General features: G+C 70.9%; 18 protein-coding genes, 3 tRNA genes and 1 pseudogene. 19 read left to right on the top strand and 3 right to left on the bottom strand.

The features are described from left to right. Positions 1-132: 132 nt before the first annotated feature. From ACN27A_RS18045 to ACN27A_RS18035, 3 genes are all read right to left on the bottom strand, one after another. A complete protein-coding gene (locus ACN27A_RS18045) occupies positions 133-501 on the bottom strand; it encodes a GntR family transcriptional regulator (RefSeq protein WP_421454885.1) in 369 nt (122 codons plus the stop codon). Positions 502-786: 285 nt separating this feature from the next. Further along, positions 787-1,245 carry an ArsI/CadI family heavy metal resistance metalloenzyme gene (locus ACN27A_RS18040; protein WP_421454882.1) on the bottom strand — a complete coding sequence of 153 codons (459 nt, stop codon included), beginning with the start codon at positions 1,243-1,245 and terminating at the stop codon, positions 787-789. A 19-nt stretch (positions 1,246-1,264) separates the two neighbouring features. Then, positions 1,265-1,414 carry a hypothetical protein gene (locus ACN27A_RS18035; protein ID WP_421454880.1) on the bottom strand — a complete coding sequence of 50 codons (150 nt, stop codon included), beginning with the start codon at positions 1,412-1,414 and terminating at the stop codon, positions 1,265-1,267. A gap of 77 nt (positions 1,415-1,491) precedes the next feature. Between ACN27A_RS18035 and ACN27A_RS18030 the strand changes: the two genes are divergently transcribed. The 19 genes and pseudogenes from ACN27A_RS18030 to rplL all read left to right on the top strand — a co-directional run bounded on the left by ACN27A_RS18030 (position 1,492) and on the right by rplL (position 14,113). Continuing rightward, a complete protein-coding gene (locus ACN27A_RS18030) occupies positions 1,492-1,863 on the top strand; it encodes an ArsR/SmtB family transcription factor (RefSeq protein ID WP_421454877.1) in 372 nt (123 codons plus the stop codon). Beyond that, positions 1,860-2,673, top strand: a pseudogene (locus tag ACN27A_RS18025) (aquaporin); the annotation flags it as partial. The gene ACN27A_RS18030 and the pseudogene ACN27A_RS18025, both read left to right, overlap by 4 nt. Beyond that, positions 2,588-3,097, top strand: coding sequence for a GNAT family N-acetyltransferase (locus ACN27A_RS18020; RefSeq protein WP_421454874.1), 510 nt, complete (start codon positions 2,588-2,590; stop codon positions 3,095-3,097). The pseudogene ACN27A_RS18025 and the gene ACN27A_RS18020, both read left to right, overlap by 86 nt. A 17-nt stretch (positions 3,098-3,114) precedes the next feature. Continuing rightward, positions 3,115-3,522 carry an arsenate reductase ArsC gene (locus ACN27A_RS18015; RefSeq protein WP_421458513.1) on the top strand — a complete coding sequence of 136 codons (408 nt, stop codon included), beginning with the start codon at positions 3,115-3,117 and terminating at the stop codon, positions 3,520-3,522. Between the two features lie 616 nt (positions 3,523-4,138). Further along, entirely contained in the window at positions 4,139-6,667 is a 2,529-nt protein-coding gene (locus ACN27A_RS18010) for a putative bifunctional diguanylate cyclase/phosphodiesterase (protein WP_421454871.1), read from the top strand. Positions 6,668-6,763: 96 nt separating this feature from the next. Further along, positions 6,764-6,836 (top strand) — tRNA-Thr (locus tag ACN27A_RS18005). Between the two features lie 25 nt (positions 6,837-6,861). Further along, positions 6,862-6,934: transfer RNA gene (locus ACN27A_RS18000), tRNA-Met, on the top strand. Between the two features lie 132 nt (positions 6,935-7,066). Further along, positions 7,067-7,234, top strand: a complete 168-nt coding sequence (gene rpmG, locus ACN27A_RS17995; RefSeq protein WP_013288652.1) for a 50S ribosomal protein L33 — start codon at positions 7,067-7,069, stop codon at positions 7,232-7,234. 127 nt (positions 7,235-7,361) lie between these two features. Beyond that, positions 7,362-7,808: a MaoC family dehydratase N-terminal domain-containing protein gene (locus tag ACN27A_RS17990; protein ID WP_121399901.1), complete on the top strand. Its 447-nt coding sequence runs from the start codon at positions 7,362-7,364 to the stop codon at positions 7,806-7,808. A gap of 1 nt (position 7,809) precedes the next feature. Then, complete coding sequence (locus tag ACN27A_RS17985) at positions 7,810-8,202, top strand: MaoC family dehydratase (RefSeq protein ID WP_132230891.1); 393 nt, start codon at positions 7,810-7,812, stop codon at positions 8,200-8,202. Positions 8,203-8,330: 128 nt separating this feature from the next. Beyond that, positions 8,331-8,403, top strand: a tRNA-Trp gene (locus ACN27A_RS17980). Between the two features lie 213 nt (positions 8,404-8,616). Further along, positions 8,617-9,009, top strand: coding sequence for a preprotein translocase subunit SecE (gene secE / locus ACN27A_RS17975; RefSeq protein ID WP_088998337.1), 393 nt, complete (start codon positions 8,617-8,619; stop codon positions 9,007-9,009). A 38-nt stretch (positions 9,010-9,047) separates the two neighbouring features. Further along, the gene (gene nusG / locus ACN27A_RS17970; RefSeq protein WP_088998338.1) at positions 9,048-9,770 is read left to right on the top strand and encodes a transcription termination/antitermination protein NusG; all 723 of its coding nucleotides are present in this window, start codon (positions 9,048-9,050) and stop codon (positions 9,768-9,770) included. A gap of 176 nt (positions 9,771-9,946) precedes the next feature. Continuing rightward, entirely contained in the window at positions 9,947-10,378 is a 432-nt protein-coding gene (rplK, locus tag ACN27A_RS17965; RefSeq protein WP_357089690.1) for a 50S ribosomal protein L11, read from the top strand. An 81-nt stretch (positions 10,379-10,459) separates the two neighbouring features. Beyond that, positions 10,460-11,176, top strand: coding sequence for a 50S ribosomal protein L1 (gene rplA / locus ACN27A_RS17960; protein ID WP_132230893.1), 717 nt, complete (start codon positions 10,460-10,462; stop codon positions 11,174-11,176). 76 nt (positions 11,177-11,252) lie between these two features. Beyond that, positions 11,253-12,107, top strand: coding sequence for an ATP-binding cassette domain-containing protein (locus ACN27A_RS17955; protein WP_421454865.1), 855 nt, complete (start codon positions 11,253-11,255; stop codon positions 12,105-12,107). Then, on the top strand, positions 12,104-12,793 hold the full coding sequence (locus tag ACN27A_RS17950; protein ID WP_421454863.1) for a hypothetical protein: 690 nt from the start codon (positions 12,104-12,106) through the stop codon (positions 12,791-12,793). Before ACN27A_RS17955 ends, ACN27A_RS17950 begins: the two co-directional genes overlap by 4 nt. Before the next feature lie 336 nt (positions 12,794-13,129). Continuing rightward, positions 13,130-13,675 carry a 50S ribosomal protein L10 gene (gene rplJ, locus ACN27A_RS17945; RefSeq protein WP_421454861.1) on the top strand — a complete coding sequence of 182 codons (546 nt, stop codon included), beginning with the start codon at positions 13,130-13,132 and terminating at the stop codon, positions 13,673-13,675. A gap of 54 nt (positions 13,676-13,729) precedes the next feature. Then, complete coding sequence (gene rplL / locus ACN27A_RS17940) at positions 13,730-14,113, top strand: 50S ribosomal protein L7/L12 (RefSeq protein WP_132230897.1); 384 nt, start codon at positions 13,730-13,732, stop codon at positions 14,111-14,113. Positions 14,114-14,460 lie beyond the last annotated feature (347 nt).

The following is a 14,460-nucleotide window of genomic DNA, read 5'->3' as shown; positions in this document are numbered from 1 at the left end:
CCTATCGAAGCGGCTTGCCCTTCCCCGTGCAGGGGTTCCAATCAGGGATTGTTGGGGCAGTGAGTGGCAGGTTGTTTATGCAAGTTGACGGCGTATCCGGGTAGGATATTTGAGTCCGCCGCTGCTCTCGGCCTACATCTGGCTCTGCGGATAGTACACTCGGATTACTGCGGTCGCTTGGCCGTTTGAGTAGGCGACGCTTTCTTCTTCGATTAACGGGGCGCCCACCTCAATGGAGAGATGAGCTGCAAGGACTTGATCGGCGGAGACTTGGCGCCGTCGTGCTTTAGGTTCAGTACTGTGGGTTGACGCGCTCGTGGGGTAGTGAGGGGTGGCGTAGCTTCCGCGGCCGTGCTCGGTGGAGACCATGCCCATCCGGCGCAATATGGCGATGGCTTGGCGGATCGTACCGCGGCTTGCGCGGAATTCGACGGTGAGGGTGCTCTCGGCTGGCAGAAGGGCGCCTGGGGGAATCGCGCCACTCTCAATGCGACTCTTCAATCCGTCGCGAAAGCTTCAGAGGTTCGAATCCGCTACCCGCCAACCGGGAGTACGGACGGCCCCAGGGAACTTCGAAACGCACTCCGTGGCCGTTCTCGTTCAGACCGCCGGAGTCCAACCTGATCCGGCTCTCCATGGGAACGCCGGGAACGGGTGATCTTGGCAGAGCGCGGTGATCGACGGTCTCTTACCCGCAACCACTGGCCGATGCTGTTCGTAGGGTTACGCCCGCCAGAGAAATCGCGCCCACCCTCCGGATCGAGGGCGGGCGCGGGTTCGCGGCGGTCAGCAGCAGTTTCCCTGGGCTCCGGCAGTGGCCGCTTCCCTGTCGTTGGCGGGGGTGCAGCACGCGCTCTCGGTGACCTTGTCCAGTTGGTCGGAGTCGGCCTTGACGGTGTAGACCTCCCAGGGCTCGTTGCCGGGGCCGCGTACCCAGACCTTGTCCTGGAGGGCGTAGCAGCATTCGGTGCTGTTCTCCTCCAGGGTGATCAGGCCGGAGTCGGTGAGGCGCCTGGTGGCGGCGTCGACCTCGTCGGTGCTGAACACCTCGACGCCCAGGTGGTCCATCACGGTGGGCTGGTCGGCTTCGCCCTCCAGGAGCACGAGCTTCAGCGGCGGATTCTCGATGGCGAAGTTGGCGTAGCCGGGGCGACGTTTGGCCGGCTCGGTGTCGAACAGCTTCGAGTAGAAGGCGATGGAGCCTTCGAGGTCGGACACACGCAGGGCGAGCTGGACGCGGGACATGGTTCCCCTCCTGGCGGGTTCAGCGGATGTGGCTGGTGAGAGCGGTGGTGCGGGTGCGCTCGTAACGGGCGTCGGCGCGGCAGTCCGCGGTGCAGACCTGCCCGCACGGCTCGCAGAGCGTCACGTCGCGAACGTGGGTGTGGCGACGACGGGAGAACAGCTTGAGCATCACTTCGCCCTTGCCTAGATGTTTTTCGAAGCAGGGGCTACGTTGCACCCTGTTTCGAGGTCTGTCAACCTAGAGGCATGTCGAAACAAGCGCTGCCGGTGGTGGACCTTCAAGCCGTGGCCTGCTGCTCCCCGATCGCGGTCCGCCCGCTGGAGGCCGAGCAGGCGGCGGTGGTCGCGCCGATGTTCAAGGCGCTGGGCGACCCGATCCGGCTGCGGCTGATGTCGATGATCGCCTCCGTGCCGGAGATCTGCGTCTGCGACCTGACCCCGGCGTTCGACCTGTCCGGGCCGACCATCTCCCACCACCTCAAGGTGCTGCGCGAGGCCGGCCTGGTCGACTCCGACCGACGCGGCACCTGGGTGTGGTACCGGGCCCGCCCGGAAGCGTTTCGGCAGCTCGGCGCGCTGCTGGACCTCCCCGCCGGGTCCGCGCAGGCCACCGCGTGATCCGCACCCTGGCCCGCCGGGCGTCGGCTGAGTTCACGGGTACGGCCCTGCTGGTCGCCGCCGTCGTCGGCTCCGGGATCGCCGCCTCCCGGCTCTCTCCCGACGACGTCGGGCTCCAACTCCTGGAGAACGCGATCGCCACCGCCCTGGCCCTGGGCGCGCTGATCCTCATGTTCGGGCCGGTGTCCGGGGCGCACTTCAACCCGGTCGTCTCCGCCGTCGACTGGTGGCTCGGTCGCCGCGCCGGCACCGGCCTGACGGCCCGGGACCTCGCCGCCTACGCCGCCGCCCAGACCGGCGGAGCCATCACCGGGGCGGTGCTGGCCGGCCTGATGTTCGACCTGCCGGCCGTGGCCTGGTCGCGCACCGAGCGGACCGGCGGAAACCTGTGGCTGGCCGAGGTGGTCGCCACCGCGGGTCTCATCGTCCTGGTCTTCGCCCTCGCCCACACCGGCCGTACCTCCGCCGCCCCCGCCGCCGTGGGCGCCTACATCGGCGCGGCCTACTGGTTCACCTCGTCGACCTCGTTCGCCAACCCCGCTGTCACCATCGGTCGCGCGTTCACCGACACCTTCGCCGGCATCGCCCCGGCGTCGGTGCCCGGCTTCGTCGCCGCCCAACTCGTCGGCGGCCTGGTCGCCGTCGCCGCCCTCGCCGCCTGGTATCCCCACGCCGCAGACTCCGCCGACGCCGTCGTCGTGCCGCACCTCGCCCGGGAGAACCGATGACCGCCCCCGCCCCCGGCATCGCCCTCGCCGCCATGGGCGACCAGCACGCCGACGCCGTGCTGGACATCTACCGGCTCGGCATCGCCACCGGCAACGCCACCTTCGAGACCGAGCCGCCCACCTGGGAGCAGTTCACCGCCAGCCGGCTGCCCGGCCACCGCTGGGTGGCCATCGACGCCACCGGCCGGGTCCTCGGCTGGATCGCCTGCTCCGCCGTCTCCGACCGGTGCGTCTACGCCGGGGTCGTCGAGCACTCCGTCTACGTCCACCCCGACGCCCGCGGCCAGGGAGTCGGCCGCCTCCTGCTCGAAGCCCTGATCGCCTCCACCGAGCAGGCCGGCATCTGGACCATCCAATCCGGCGTCTTTCCGGAGAACAGCGCCAGCCTCGCCCTGCACACCGCCTGCGGCTTCCGCACCGTCGGCACCCGCGAACGCGTCGGCCGCCACCACGGCGCCTGGCGCGACGTCACCCTCATCGAGCGCCGCAGCCCGATCGTCACCTGACAGGAAGAACATCACCGATGAGCGACAAGCCCAGCGTCCTGTTCGTCTGCGTCCACAACGCCGGCCGCTCCCAGATGGCCGCCGGCTGGTTGCGCCACCTTGCCGGAGACACCATCGAGGTCCGCTCCGCCGGCAGCGCACCCGCCGACCAGATCAACCCCATCGCCGTCGACGCCATGCGGGAGGTCGGCATCGACATCGTCGACCAGACCCCGGCCCAGCTGACCTGGGACACGGCCGAAGCCAGCGACGTCATCGTCACCATGGGCTGCGGCGACGCCTGCCCCGTCTTCCCCGGCAAGCGCTACGAGGACTGGAAGCTCAGCGACCCCGCCGGCCAACCCCTCGACATCGTCCGCCAGGTCCGCGACGACATCAGGACCCGGGTTGCCCAGCTGCTGGTCAGCATCGCGCAACGCGGCTAGCACCCCGCTCGCTGCCTTCCCACCTGCTTCCTGCCGCCATCCCGATGCTCCTACCCGGGTCCGTGCCGAAGCTTTGTCGGTCTGTCGTCTCAGCCCTGGCGCGCTGGCGCAGAACGAGTATGGTGGTCGATGTCCGGCCGGGCCTCCTCCCGGGCAGGAGGTCACCCGCGGTGAAGGTGGGTACGCTCGGACTCCCGGACCTTCCCCAATTGCGCGGAAGGTCGCAATCCGCAATGTGCGAAGTGCACGGTGCCCGCTCAGCCCCGTGATCAGGGCTCGGTCGGGGCGGCCCGGTGGCCGAACGGCGGAACGTCCTCGACGCTCGGTCCGGCGGTACGCGCACCGCTTTTCTGGGTACCTGCCTTGTGGCACGATCGTGGAACCTCCACCATCCCCGTGACACTTCCTGACAGGAGCAAACATGTCTGGTCGAAGGCTGGGCCGGCTGCTTGGCTCGCTTTTCGTACTCGCAGCCCTCGCGAGCGTCGTCTCGGTCGGTGACGCCTGGGGTCCCGCAGATGCCCAGCTCGGCGACATCATCTGGAACATGCCCGCACCTCGCTGAGCAACCACCGCTCGATGACGTGAGACCGGCGGGCCGGTAAGGGGGCACGGGATGGCGGGTCGTGGCCCCACCGGCCCCCGCTCGACTGAGTATGCGTGGCTGATCACCGGGCCGTTGGCCCTGATCGCCATCGTCTGCACGACGGCGGTCAGCCTCGTCGCGCCGCAGCCGTTCGGCGGGTGGTCGCTGGCGCTGCCACTCCTCGTGGCCATGGTGGCCGCCGGGCTCCCGGTGCTGAACTTCACCGTCCGGCGGCAGTCCCTCGGCGTGACCCTGACCGAGATCCCGCTGGTCCTCGCGTTCTTCCTCGTCGAACCGCTGACGGTCGTCGTGATCTACACGGTCGCGTCGGCGGCGACCCACCTGCGGCACCGGTTCGGCGCGACGAAGTTCTGGTTCAACGTGGGCCGGGCGGCCGCGGGTTCGTCGCTGGCCGTCCTCGTGCTCGAGGCGATGCCGCCCGTCGAGGGCGTCGGCCCGGCCACCTGGCTCAAACTGTCCCTCGCGGCCAGCATGGTCAACCTGTTGAGCCTCGCCTCGGTCGCCGGCGTGCACACGCTGTTGCAGGGCTGGCAGGCCGGCCGGGGCGCGCTCCGGCAGTCGCCGCCCGCGCTCCTGGCCGCGATGATCAACATCGCCAGCGGCATGATCGTCCTCATCCTCATCGCGGCCACCTGGTGGTCGCTGCTGCTGCTCGGGGCCCTGCTCGTCGCGCTGGCGCTCGTCTACCGGGCGTACGCGCAGTTCTTCCGGCAGCACCGCACCCTCACCGACATGTACGAGCTGAGCCGCGCGGTCAGCGAGAGCGGTGAGTACGGCACGCTGCCCGACGCCCTCCTGGGCCGCGTACGGGCGCTCATGCAGGCGGAGTACGCGACGCTCTGGCTGCCCGCCCAGGGCCGGCATCCCGAGGTGCTGCTGACCGCCCGCAACGACGCCCCCGGTCTGCTCGACTTCGCCAAGACCCCGGCCGCCCTGCGGGAACGGGCCCGCGACGAGGGCCGCACCGTGGCCGTCGGTCGAGGACTGACGACCGACGGCGACCTGCGCGCCCCCCTCTCGACACACCGGGTCAAGGACGTGATCGTCCTTCCACTGCGGTCCGGCCAGGCGGTCATCGGGACGCTGGAGGTGGCCAACCGGCTGGGGGACAGCAACTACTTCGTCCGCACCGACGTGCCGCTCTTCGAGACGGTGGCGGCGCACGCGGCGGTGGCGTTGGAGAATTCGCGGCTGGTCGACCGGCTCCGGCACGACGCCAGCCACGACACGCTGACCAGGCTGCCGAACCGGCGACGGATCACGGGCGCGCTGGAGGAGGCCGTCAAGATCCGGGCGCCCGGCGAGGTGGTGGCCCTGCTGCTGTTCGACGTCGACCGGCTGCGCCAGGTCAACGAGTCGCTCGGGCACGCCGCCGGTGACAAGGTCCTGGTGGAGGTCGCCAACCGGCTGCGCTCCTGCGTACCCTCGTCGGCCCTGGTCGGGCGGGCCGGCGGGGACGAGTTCCTGGTGACGCTGCGCCTGGAGAGCGCCGAGGCGGCGATGGAGCTGGCCGCGCAGCTGCGCGAGCAGATCCGCGACGAGATGGTCTTCGACGCGCTCACCCTCGACGTGGACACGGCGGTCGGTGTCGCCGTGTACCCCGACCACGGCAGCGACGCCGTCTCCCTGCTGCAACGGGTGGATCTGGCGGCGACGGCGGCCAAGTCCGTGCCGGGCAGCGTGCAGCTGTTCAGTCCGACGCTGGAGTCGCGGTCGCTGCGGCGGCTCGGCCTCGCCGGCGACCTGCGGCGCGCGCTGGACGCCGACGAACTGGAGGTCTACTTCCAGCCCAAGGTGACGCTGCGCGACCGCCGGCTGGTCGGCGTGGAGTGCCTGGCCCGCTGGGAGCACCCGGCGCACGGCACGGTCGCCCCGGAGGACTTCGTCGCGGTGGCCGAGCACACCGGCCAGCTCGGCCGGTTCACCGAGTTCGTGCTCCGCGAGGGGCTGCGGCGCAGCCGGGACTGGACGCATGCCGGCCAGCCGCTCGCCGTCGCGGTCAACCTCTCCGCGCGTACGCTCACCGACCAGCACTTCCCGGCCCGCGTCAAGGAGCTGCTCGACGAGTACGGCGTGCCGCCGCAGCTGCTCACGCTGGAGATCAAGGAGGCCGGGGTGCTGGACGGCACCGACCGGCCCATCCCGACCCTGCGGCGACTGCGGGACCTCGGCGTACGGCTGTCGGTGGACGACTTCGGCACCGGCGACTCGTCCCTGGCCCACCTGCGCCGCCTGCCGGTGCACGAGGTGAAGGTCGACCGCTCCTTCGTGCAGGGCATGGCGACGGACCCGGGCGACCTGGCCATCGTCAACGCGGTGGTCACGCTCTCCCAGCAGTTCGGCCTGGCCGTGGTCGCCGAGGGCGTGGAGAGCGAGCTGACCCTGGAGCTGCTCCAGGACATCGGCTGCGAGATCGGCCAGGGCTTCCTGTTCAGCCGCCCGTTGCCGTACGAGCGGCTGGAGGCCTGGTTCGGCGCCCAGGTGGACCCGGAGACGATCTCCCCGGGGGAGCTTCCCCGGCTGCGTGCCGTGCCCTGAACTGCGGAGACGCCCCGGTAGGGGATCCGATTTCTTCTCCGCCGCACGGCCGTGTAATGTATCCCCTGCGCGTCACCCCCCGGGGAGATCGCGCAGGCCCCCTTAGCTCAGTCGGCAGAGCGTCTCCATGGTAAGGAGAAGGTCTACGGTTCGATTCCGTAAGGGGGCTCAGAGGGTCCGGCTGGACCCGCCACGGCGGTGTAGCTCAGATGGTAGAGCAAGCGGCTCATAATCGCTGTGTCGCCGGTTCAAGTCCGGCCACCGCTACTCTCGTCCACCGGGCCAGCTCCCGGCGGTCGGTGGGATGGGCGCCACTGGCGCCCACTTTGCATGTCCGCGCCGTCAGCGCGTAGGCTGATGCGCCGTAGTTGTTACCCGTAGCGAGGAAGGCACTCCGCCGTGGCGAAGGCGACCGATGTCCGGCCGAAGATCACTTTGGCGTGTGTGGAGTGCAAGGAGCGCAACTACATCACGCGCAAGAACCGTCGTAACGACCCCGACCGCATCGAGCTGAAGAAGTTCTGCCCGCGGGACGGCAAGCACACGGTCCACCGCGAGACCCGCTGACCCACGGCCGGCACCGCCGGCCCGGTCCTCAGGCACTTCCCCGATCGCCGGTCCGTAGGGACGGCGCGGCTCCGGCCGCCGCCGACCGTACGGATCGGCGATCGGCGTTTGCGTGTAGGTTCGCGGCATGTCCCTGGACCCGTCCTTCGTCGGCCGGACGTATCCGCCGACCGCCCCCTACCAGGTGGGCCGAGAAAAGATCCGCGAGTTCGCCACGGCGATCGGCGCCGCCGATCCGGCCCACCACGACCCGGAGGCCGCCCGCGCGCTCGGCCACCCGGACGTGGTCGCCCCGCCGACCTTCCCCATCGTGCTCACGATGGCGGCCAACCAGCAGATCATCGACGACCCGGCCCTCGGCGTCGACTACAGCCGCGTCGTCCACGGCGACCAGCGCTTCGCCTACACCCGGCCGGTGGTGGCGGGGGACGAGCTGGTCTGCGTCAGCGTCATCGACGACGTCAGCAGCCGTGGCGGGCACGGCTTCCTGACCACCCGCACCGAGGTCGCCACCCCGGCCGGTGAGCCGGTCGTGACCGTCTGGTCGAAGCTCGTCGTACGCGGGGAGGGCTGAGATGGAGCTGCCAGCCAGGACGTTCCGGGTGACGCGCGCGGACCTGGTCCGCTACGCCGGCGCCTCGGGGGACTTCAACCCGATCCACTGGAACGACCGGACCGCCACGAAGGTGGGTCTGCCCGGCGTGATCGCCCACGGCATGTTCACCATGGCGCTGGTCGGCCGCGCGGTGGCGGAGTGGGCCGGGGCACCCGACGCGATCGTCGACTACAACGTCCGCTTCACCCGGCCGGTTGTCGTCCCGGACGACGACGAGGGCACCGAGATCGAGGTCACGGCCGTGGTCCGGGAGGTCACCGAGGACGGCCTGACCAGGCTCGACGTGACCGCCGTCTGCCGGGGGGAGAAGGTGCTCTCGCAGGCTCGCGCGACCGTCCGGACGGCCCGCTGACCAGGCTTCCGACGCGCGAGGGGCAGACCGGTTGGGAAAGTGGTGCCGCTACCCGTACACTGGTCCGCCGTGGGGCAAGTAACCCCTGCACGGTCGTGCATGACCGGGCGGGGTGAGCATTGCCGCACAGGGGTGTAGCTCAATTGGCAGAGCAGCGGTCTCCAAAACCGCAGGCTGCAGGTTCAAGTCCTGTCACCCCTGCGCCTCAGGCCTGACCGTTCCCGTGGGTCGCGCCGCCGTACGGCGGCGTCCGGCCCGTGGTGGTGGCATCGGCAGGGTGGCCCCGAGGCATTCGGGCCCTCCCGGCTGATCCGCCGGCCGCGGCCCGTCGCGGGACGGTTGGTCCGGCCGGCGTGACCAAGCGCCGCGCACGCCCGACAGCGTGCGACCCGACATCCCGCGACGGAGGGCGAAGTGGCCGACAAGAAGCGGCGCGGCGAGGACGCCGGCGACGACCGTCTGCACGACGAGGTCGTCGACGACGTGGCCGACGACGACGCCACCGACGCCGAGGAACCGGTATCCCGGGGCGGCACCGCGACGCGCTCGCGGGCGAAGGCGGATTCGGCGGACAGCAAGCCGAAGACCAAGGCGGAAACCGACCGGGTCGGTCTGTTCGGCCGCATCGCCCGATTCATCCGCGAGGTCGTGGCGGAACTGCGTAAGGTCATCTGGCCGACCCGCAAGGAGCTGCTGACCTACACGGCTGTGGTGGTCGCCTTCGTCGCGGTGATGCTGACGATCGTGGCCGGCCTTGACTTCGCCTTCGCGAAGGGCGTGCTGTGGGTCTTCGGCAACCCCAGCTGACCGGCCGACTGAGCCGATAGTGACGGAAGTGAGCGAGCGTGCCTGAGTACGACGAGACCGCCGAGACCACGGACGAGCAGTCCACGGTGGCGACGGCGGCTGGTGACGAGTCGGTCGAGGCCGCCAGCGAGCCGGAGTTCCCCACCACCGAGCCCGCGCCGGACGAGGACTACGACCCGGTCGCCGAGCTGCGGCAGAAGCTGCGCTACGCGCCGGGCGACTGGTACGTGGTGCACTCGTACGCCGGCTACGAGAACAAGGTCAAGACCAACCTCGAGACCCGGATCACGAGCCTCGACATGGAGGACTACATCTACCAGGTCGAGGTGCCGACCCGGGAAGAGGTGGAGGTCAAGAACGGGAAGCGGTCGCAGATCCAGGCCAAGGTCTTCCCGGGCTACATCCTGGTCCGGATGGAGCTGACCGCCGAGTCCTACTCCTGCGTGCGCAACACGCCGGGTGTCACCGGCTTCGTGGGCGCGACGGACCGGGCCGACCGCCCGGCCCCGCTCTCCCTCGACGAGGTGCTGAAGTGGCTGGCGCCGGCCGTCGAGACCGAGCAGAAGAAGGCCAAGCCCGAGATCAAGGTCCTCGACTTCGAGGTCGGCGACTCGGTCACCGTCACCGACGGCGCCTTCGCCTCGCTGCCGGCGACGATCAGCGAGATCAACGCCGACCAGCAGAAGCTCAAGGTGCTGGTGTCGATCTTCGGTCGCGAGACGCCGGTGGAGCTGAACTTCAACCAGGTCGCCAAGATCTGACGTCGGGAGCGCCGGCGGTGGGCAGCGGCCCGCCGCCGGCGTACCTGTTCCGCCCGACCTCGGCGCAGGCGGCGGCGGGACGCTGCGCTACTCTAGAACGTCGCCGCTGTCGCATCGCGCTGACCGTGCGCGTCTACGGCCGGCACCTTTCCCAGTTCCAAGCCCCAGGAAGAGACATGCCTCCGAAGAAGAAGCTCGTCAAGACTTTCACGCTTCAGCTGAAGGCGGGCCAGGCCACGCCGGCGCCGCCGGTCGGCCCCGCGCTCGGCCAGCACGGCGTGAACATCATGGAGTTCTGCAAGTCCTACAACGCGCAGACCGAGTCCCAGCGGGGCGACATCGTCCCCGCCGAGATCAGCGTCTACGAGGACCGCAGCTTCACCTTCGTCCTGAAGACCCCGCCCGCCGCCCGGCTGCTGCTCAAGGCCGCCGGGGTGGAGAAGGGCTCGGGCGTCCCGCAGAAGGACAAGGTCGGCTCGGTGTCGCAGGCCCAGGTGCGTGAGATCGCCGAGAAGAAGATGGTCGACCTCAACGCCAACGACGTCGACCAGGCTGCGAAGATCATCGCCGGCACCGCCCGGTCGATGGGCATCGTCGTCAACGACTGACCTCGGTCACCGCCAGATCCAGTTCGTGGGAGGGCGCGCGGGAAGTCGCGGCCCGCCATAGACCACAGGAGTACGTAGAAAATGCAGCGCAGCAAGAGCTACCGCAAGGCCGCCGAGGTCATCGACCGGTCGAAGCTCTACACCCCCGCCGAGGCCGTGAAGCTGGCCAAGGACACCACCTCCGCCAAGTTCGACGCCACGGTCGAGGTCGCCATGCGCCTCGGCGTCGACCCCCGCAAGGCGGACCAGATGGTCCGTGGCGTGGTCAACCTGCCGCACGGCACCGGTAAGACCGCCCGCGTGATCGTCTTCGCCGCCGGTGCGAAGGCCGAGGAGGCCGTCGCCGCCGGTGCGGACGAGGTGGGCACCGACGAGCTGGTCGCCCGGATCCAGGGCGGTTGGCTCGACTTCGACGCGGCGATCGCCACGCCGGACCAGATGGCCAAGATCGGCCGGATCGCGCGGATCCTGGGCCCGCGCGGTCTCATGCCGAACCCGAAGACCGGCACCGTGACCATGGACGTCACCAAGGCCGTCTCGGACATCAAGGGCGGTAAGATCACCTTCCGGGTGGACAAGCACTCCAACCTCCACCTGATCATCGGCAAGGCCTCGTTCTCCGAGACCCAGCTGATCGACAACTACGCGGCGGTCCTCGACGAGGTCCTGCGGGCCAAGCCGTCCGCCGCGAAGGGCAAGTACCTCAAGAAGGTCACCCTCACCACCACCATGGGCCCGGGTGTCCCGGTCGACCCCAACGTGGTGAAGAACCTGCAGGAGGCTCCGGCCGAGGCCTGAGCACCCGTACCCGTGACGGGGCGTCGCCACATCGTGGCGGCGCCCCGTTCCGTGTCGGCTGTGGCATGCTCGGCCGGTGCGCCTGGAGAACGTCTGGCTGCGCTACCGGCGGCGGGGCCCGTGGGTGCTGCGGGAAGCCGCGGTGCGGATCGGCCCCGGTGAGGTCGTGGTCGTCCTCGGCCGCAACGGCGTGGGCAAGTCGACCCTGCTCCAGGTGGCGGCCGGGGTGCTGCGGCCGAGCCGGGGGCGGGTCACCGGTCGACCCCGGCACGTCGGGTGGGTCCCGGAGCGCTTCCCGGCCGACCAGCCCTTCACCGTCGAGCGCTACCTGACCGCCATGGGACGTGTCGCCGGCCTCGATCCGGCGGCCGCCGGCCACGCGGTCGACCACTGGACCTCCCGGCTGGGCCTCTCCGGGTTCCGCCGGGTCCGCCTGCCGGAGCTGTCCAAGGGCACCGCCCAGAAGGTCGGCCTGGCCCAGGCGATGCTGCGTCCGCCCGGCCTGCTGGTGCTCGACGAGCCGTGGGAGGGCCTCGACGCCGCGACCCGGGACCTCGTGCCCGAGGTGATCGACGAGGTGGCGGCGGCGGGCGGTTCGGTGCTGGTCAGCGACCACCGGGGCGAGATCGCCCGGCTGCCGGGCGCCCGCCGGTGGACGGTGGCGGACGGCACGGTCACCGAGGCCGCCCCGTCGGCGGAGGCGGCGCTGGCGGTGGTCGAGGTCGCGGTCCCGGCGGCGCGGGTCGACGGCACCGTCGCCCGGCTGCGCGCCGAGGGGCACCGGATCCTCCGCGTACGCCGGCCCGCCGGACCCGGCGTGGTCGCCCCGGACGACTCCGAGCGCCCGCCGACGGGGGCCGTGGACCCCGGCGCGCCGCCCGCCGCGCGGGCGCCAGAGGCCACGGGCGGGACCACCGGGGGACCGCGGTGACCGCGCTGCTCCGGCTGCGGCTGGCGGGCTTCCTGCGTACGGGACGGGCGCTGGCCCCCCTGCTGGCCGGCCTGGTGGCTCTCGGCGTCCTCTACGGCGGCGGCCGGGCGCAGCCGGGGGAGGCGTACGGCGTCTCGGCGGTGGTGCTCTTCCCGGTGCTCGCCTGGCAGACCAAGGTGCTGCTGGACGTCGAGCCGGACGTGCAGCGCCGGCTGGCGCAGGCGCTCGTCGGGGTGCGCCGGGAGCGACTGGCCGGGCTGCTGGCGGCCGGCGTGGCCGGGCTCGGCACGGTGGCCGTCGCGCTGGTCTTCCCGTGGCTGGTGGGCGGGGTCGCCGGTCCGGTGGGGCCGGGCGACCGGTCGGTGCCGGTGGGGATCGCCGTCGGGCTGTGGGCCCACCTGCTGGCCGTACCCGCGGCGGTGGCGCTCGGGGCGCTGGCCAGCCGCGCCTGCACGGGTAGCGCCGGCTACGGCGTCGCGGTGCTCGCGCTCGGCGGGGTCGGCACGGTCGTTCTCGGCCTGAGCGGCTCGGTGGCGCCGTGGCTGGCGCCGCCGGTGATGGCCACCGCGCGGGCCGCCGCCGACGGCCTGGCCGCGTCCACGGTGGGCCTGCTCACCGCCTGGGCCGCGGCCTGGAGCGCGGCGGCCGCGGCGGCGTACCTGTGGCGGCGGCGCCACCGACCCTGACCGTCGGCCCCTCGGGGTGCGGGGGAGTGACCCGGCCCACCGGGGGGCGATTTGGTGGTCGCGGGGCTCCTCGCGTAACCTAGGCCGCGAAGTTCCACCCAGAGACCGCTGGTCACCGTGCCCCGGCACGGTCGAAGGTCCCGCGACTACGGGCGACCCGCGCAGGGCGGTAAGCGAAAATCGGTGCTGAGCATGGTCCGCCGACCGTGTCCGTGTGCCGGCCCTCGCCCCGTGCGCCCTGCGCCGGGGCCTTTCTCGTTGTCGTGGCACCTGCGCCCCCGTCGAAAGCTCCGGCCGACGACGGTGACCGGCCTCGAGTAACGAGAGAGGAGGGACATGGCGGACAAGCCGATCCGGGCCGACAAGGCCACGGCCGTCGCTGAGCTGACCGAGAGCTTCCGCAACGCGGGTGCCACGGTGCTGACCGAGTACCGCGGTCTGACGGTTTCCCAGCTCACCCAGCTGCGGCGCTCGCTCGGCAAGGAGACCAGCTACACCGTTGCGAAGAACACGCTCGCGAAGCGTGCCGCGACCGACGCTGGTATCTCCGGCCTCGACGAGATGTTCACCGGTCCTACCGCGCTGACTTTCGTTTCGGGCGACGTCGTCGAGGCGGCGAAGGGGCTTCGCGACTTCGCGAAGGCCAACCCGAAGCTCGTCATCAAGGGCGGTGTCTTCGAGGGCAAGGCCATTACCGCGGCCGAGGTCACGAAGCTCGCCGACCTGGAGTCCCGTGAGGTGCTGCTGGCCAAGCTGGCCGGCGCGATGAAGGGCAACCTGAGCAAGGCCGCGGCCCTGTTCCAGGCCCCGCTGTCGAAGACCGCCCGTCTGGCGGCCGCCCTGCAGGACAAGCGCGAGAAGGAGGGCGCCGAGGCGGCCTGAGGCCCCGCGGCGCACCCAGTTCTTACCTAACAGATTCAGGAAAGGACGCCAGACATGGCGAAGCTCAGCACCGACGAGCTGCTCGACGCGTTCAAGGAGATGACGCTGATCGAGCTCTCCGAGTTCGTGAAGCAGTTCGAGGAGACCTTCGAGGTCACCGCGGCCGCTCCGGTCGCCGTCGCCGGCCCGGCCGGCCCGGCCGCCGCCGCTCCGGTCGAGGAGGAGAAGGACGAGTTCGACGTCATCCTCGAGGCTGACGGCGGCAAGAAGATCCAGGTCATCAAGGTCGTGCGCGAGCTGACCGGCCTGGGCCTCAAGGAGGCCAAGGACCTGGTCGAGGCCGCTCCGAAGGCCGTCCTGGAGAAGGCCAACAAGGAGACCGCCGAGAAGGCGAAGACCAAGCTCGAGGGCGAGGGCGCCAAGGTCACCCTCAAGTGACCTGACGTACCACCAGGCGCGTGTCCGGCTCCGTGAGCCGGGGCACACCGCGTCACGGCGGGCGGTGATCCGACACTGGATCGCCGCCCGCCTTCGTGGTGGATCCGGGCGACAGGGGCGGTGAGCAGGGCGTCGACGCGTCGCGACGGTCGGCGACCGGGGCCCGGGGGTAGCCCGTCGGTGGGAAAGAAGCGGCGACCCGGATGCCGGGCCTTGACGCGGCCCCGGGCTGACAGGCACGCTGACACAGCAAGACCTTCCGCGCTTGCAACGGCCACCACTTGGGTAATGGCAGCGGCGACACCATCGGCTGCGGCACCCGAGCGGCCCGGCAGGAACGTCGCGTT

Source organism: Micromonospora sp. WMMD737, from assembly GCF_049179055.1.
GTDB lineage: Bacteria > Actinomycetota > Actinomycetes > Mycobacteriales > Micromonosporaceae > Micromonospora > Micromonospora reichwaldensis.
The sequence above is the reverse complement of the archived record's forward strand: the minus strand, read 5'-3'. Positions and strand labels throughout refer to the sequence as shown.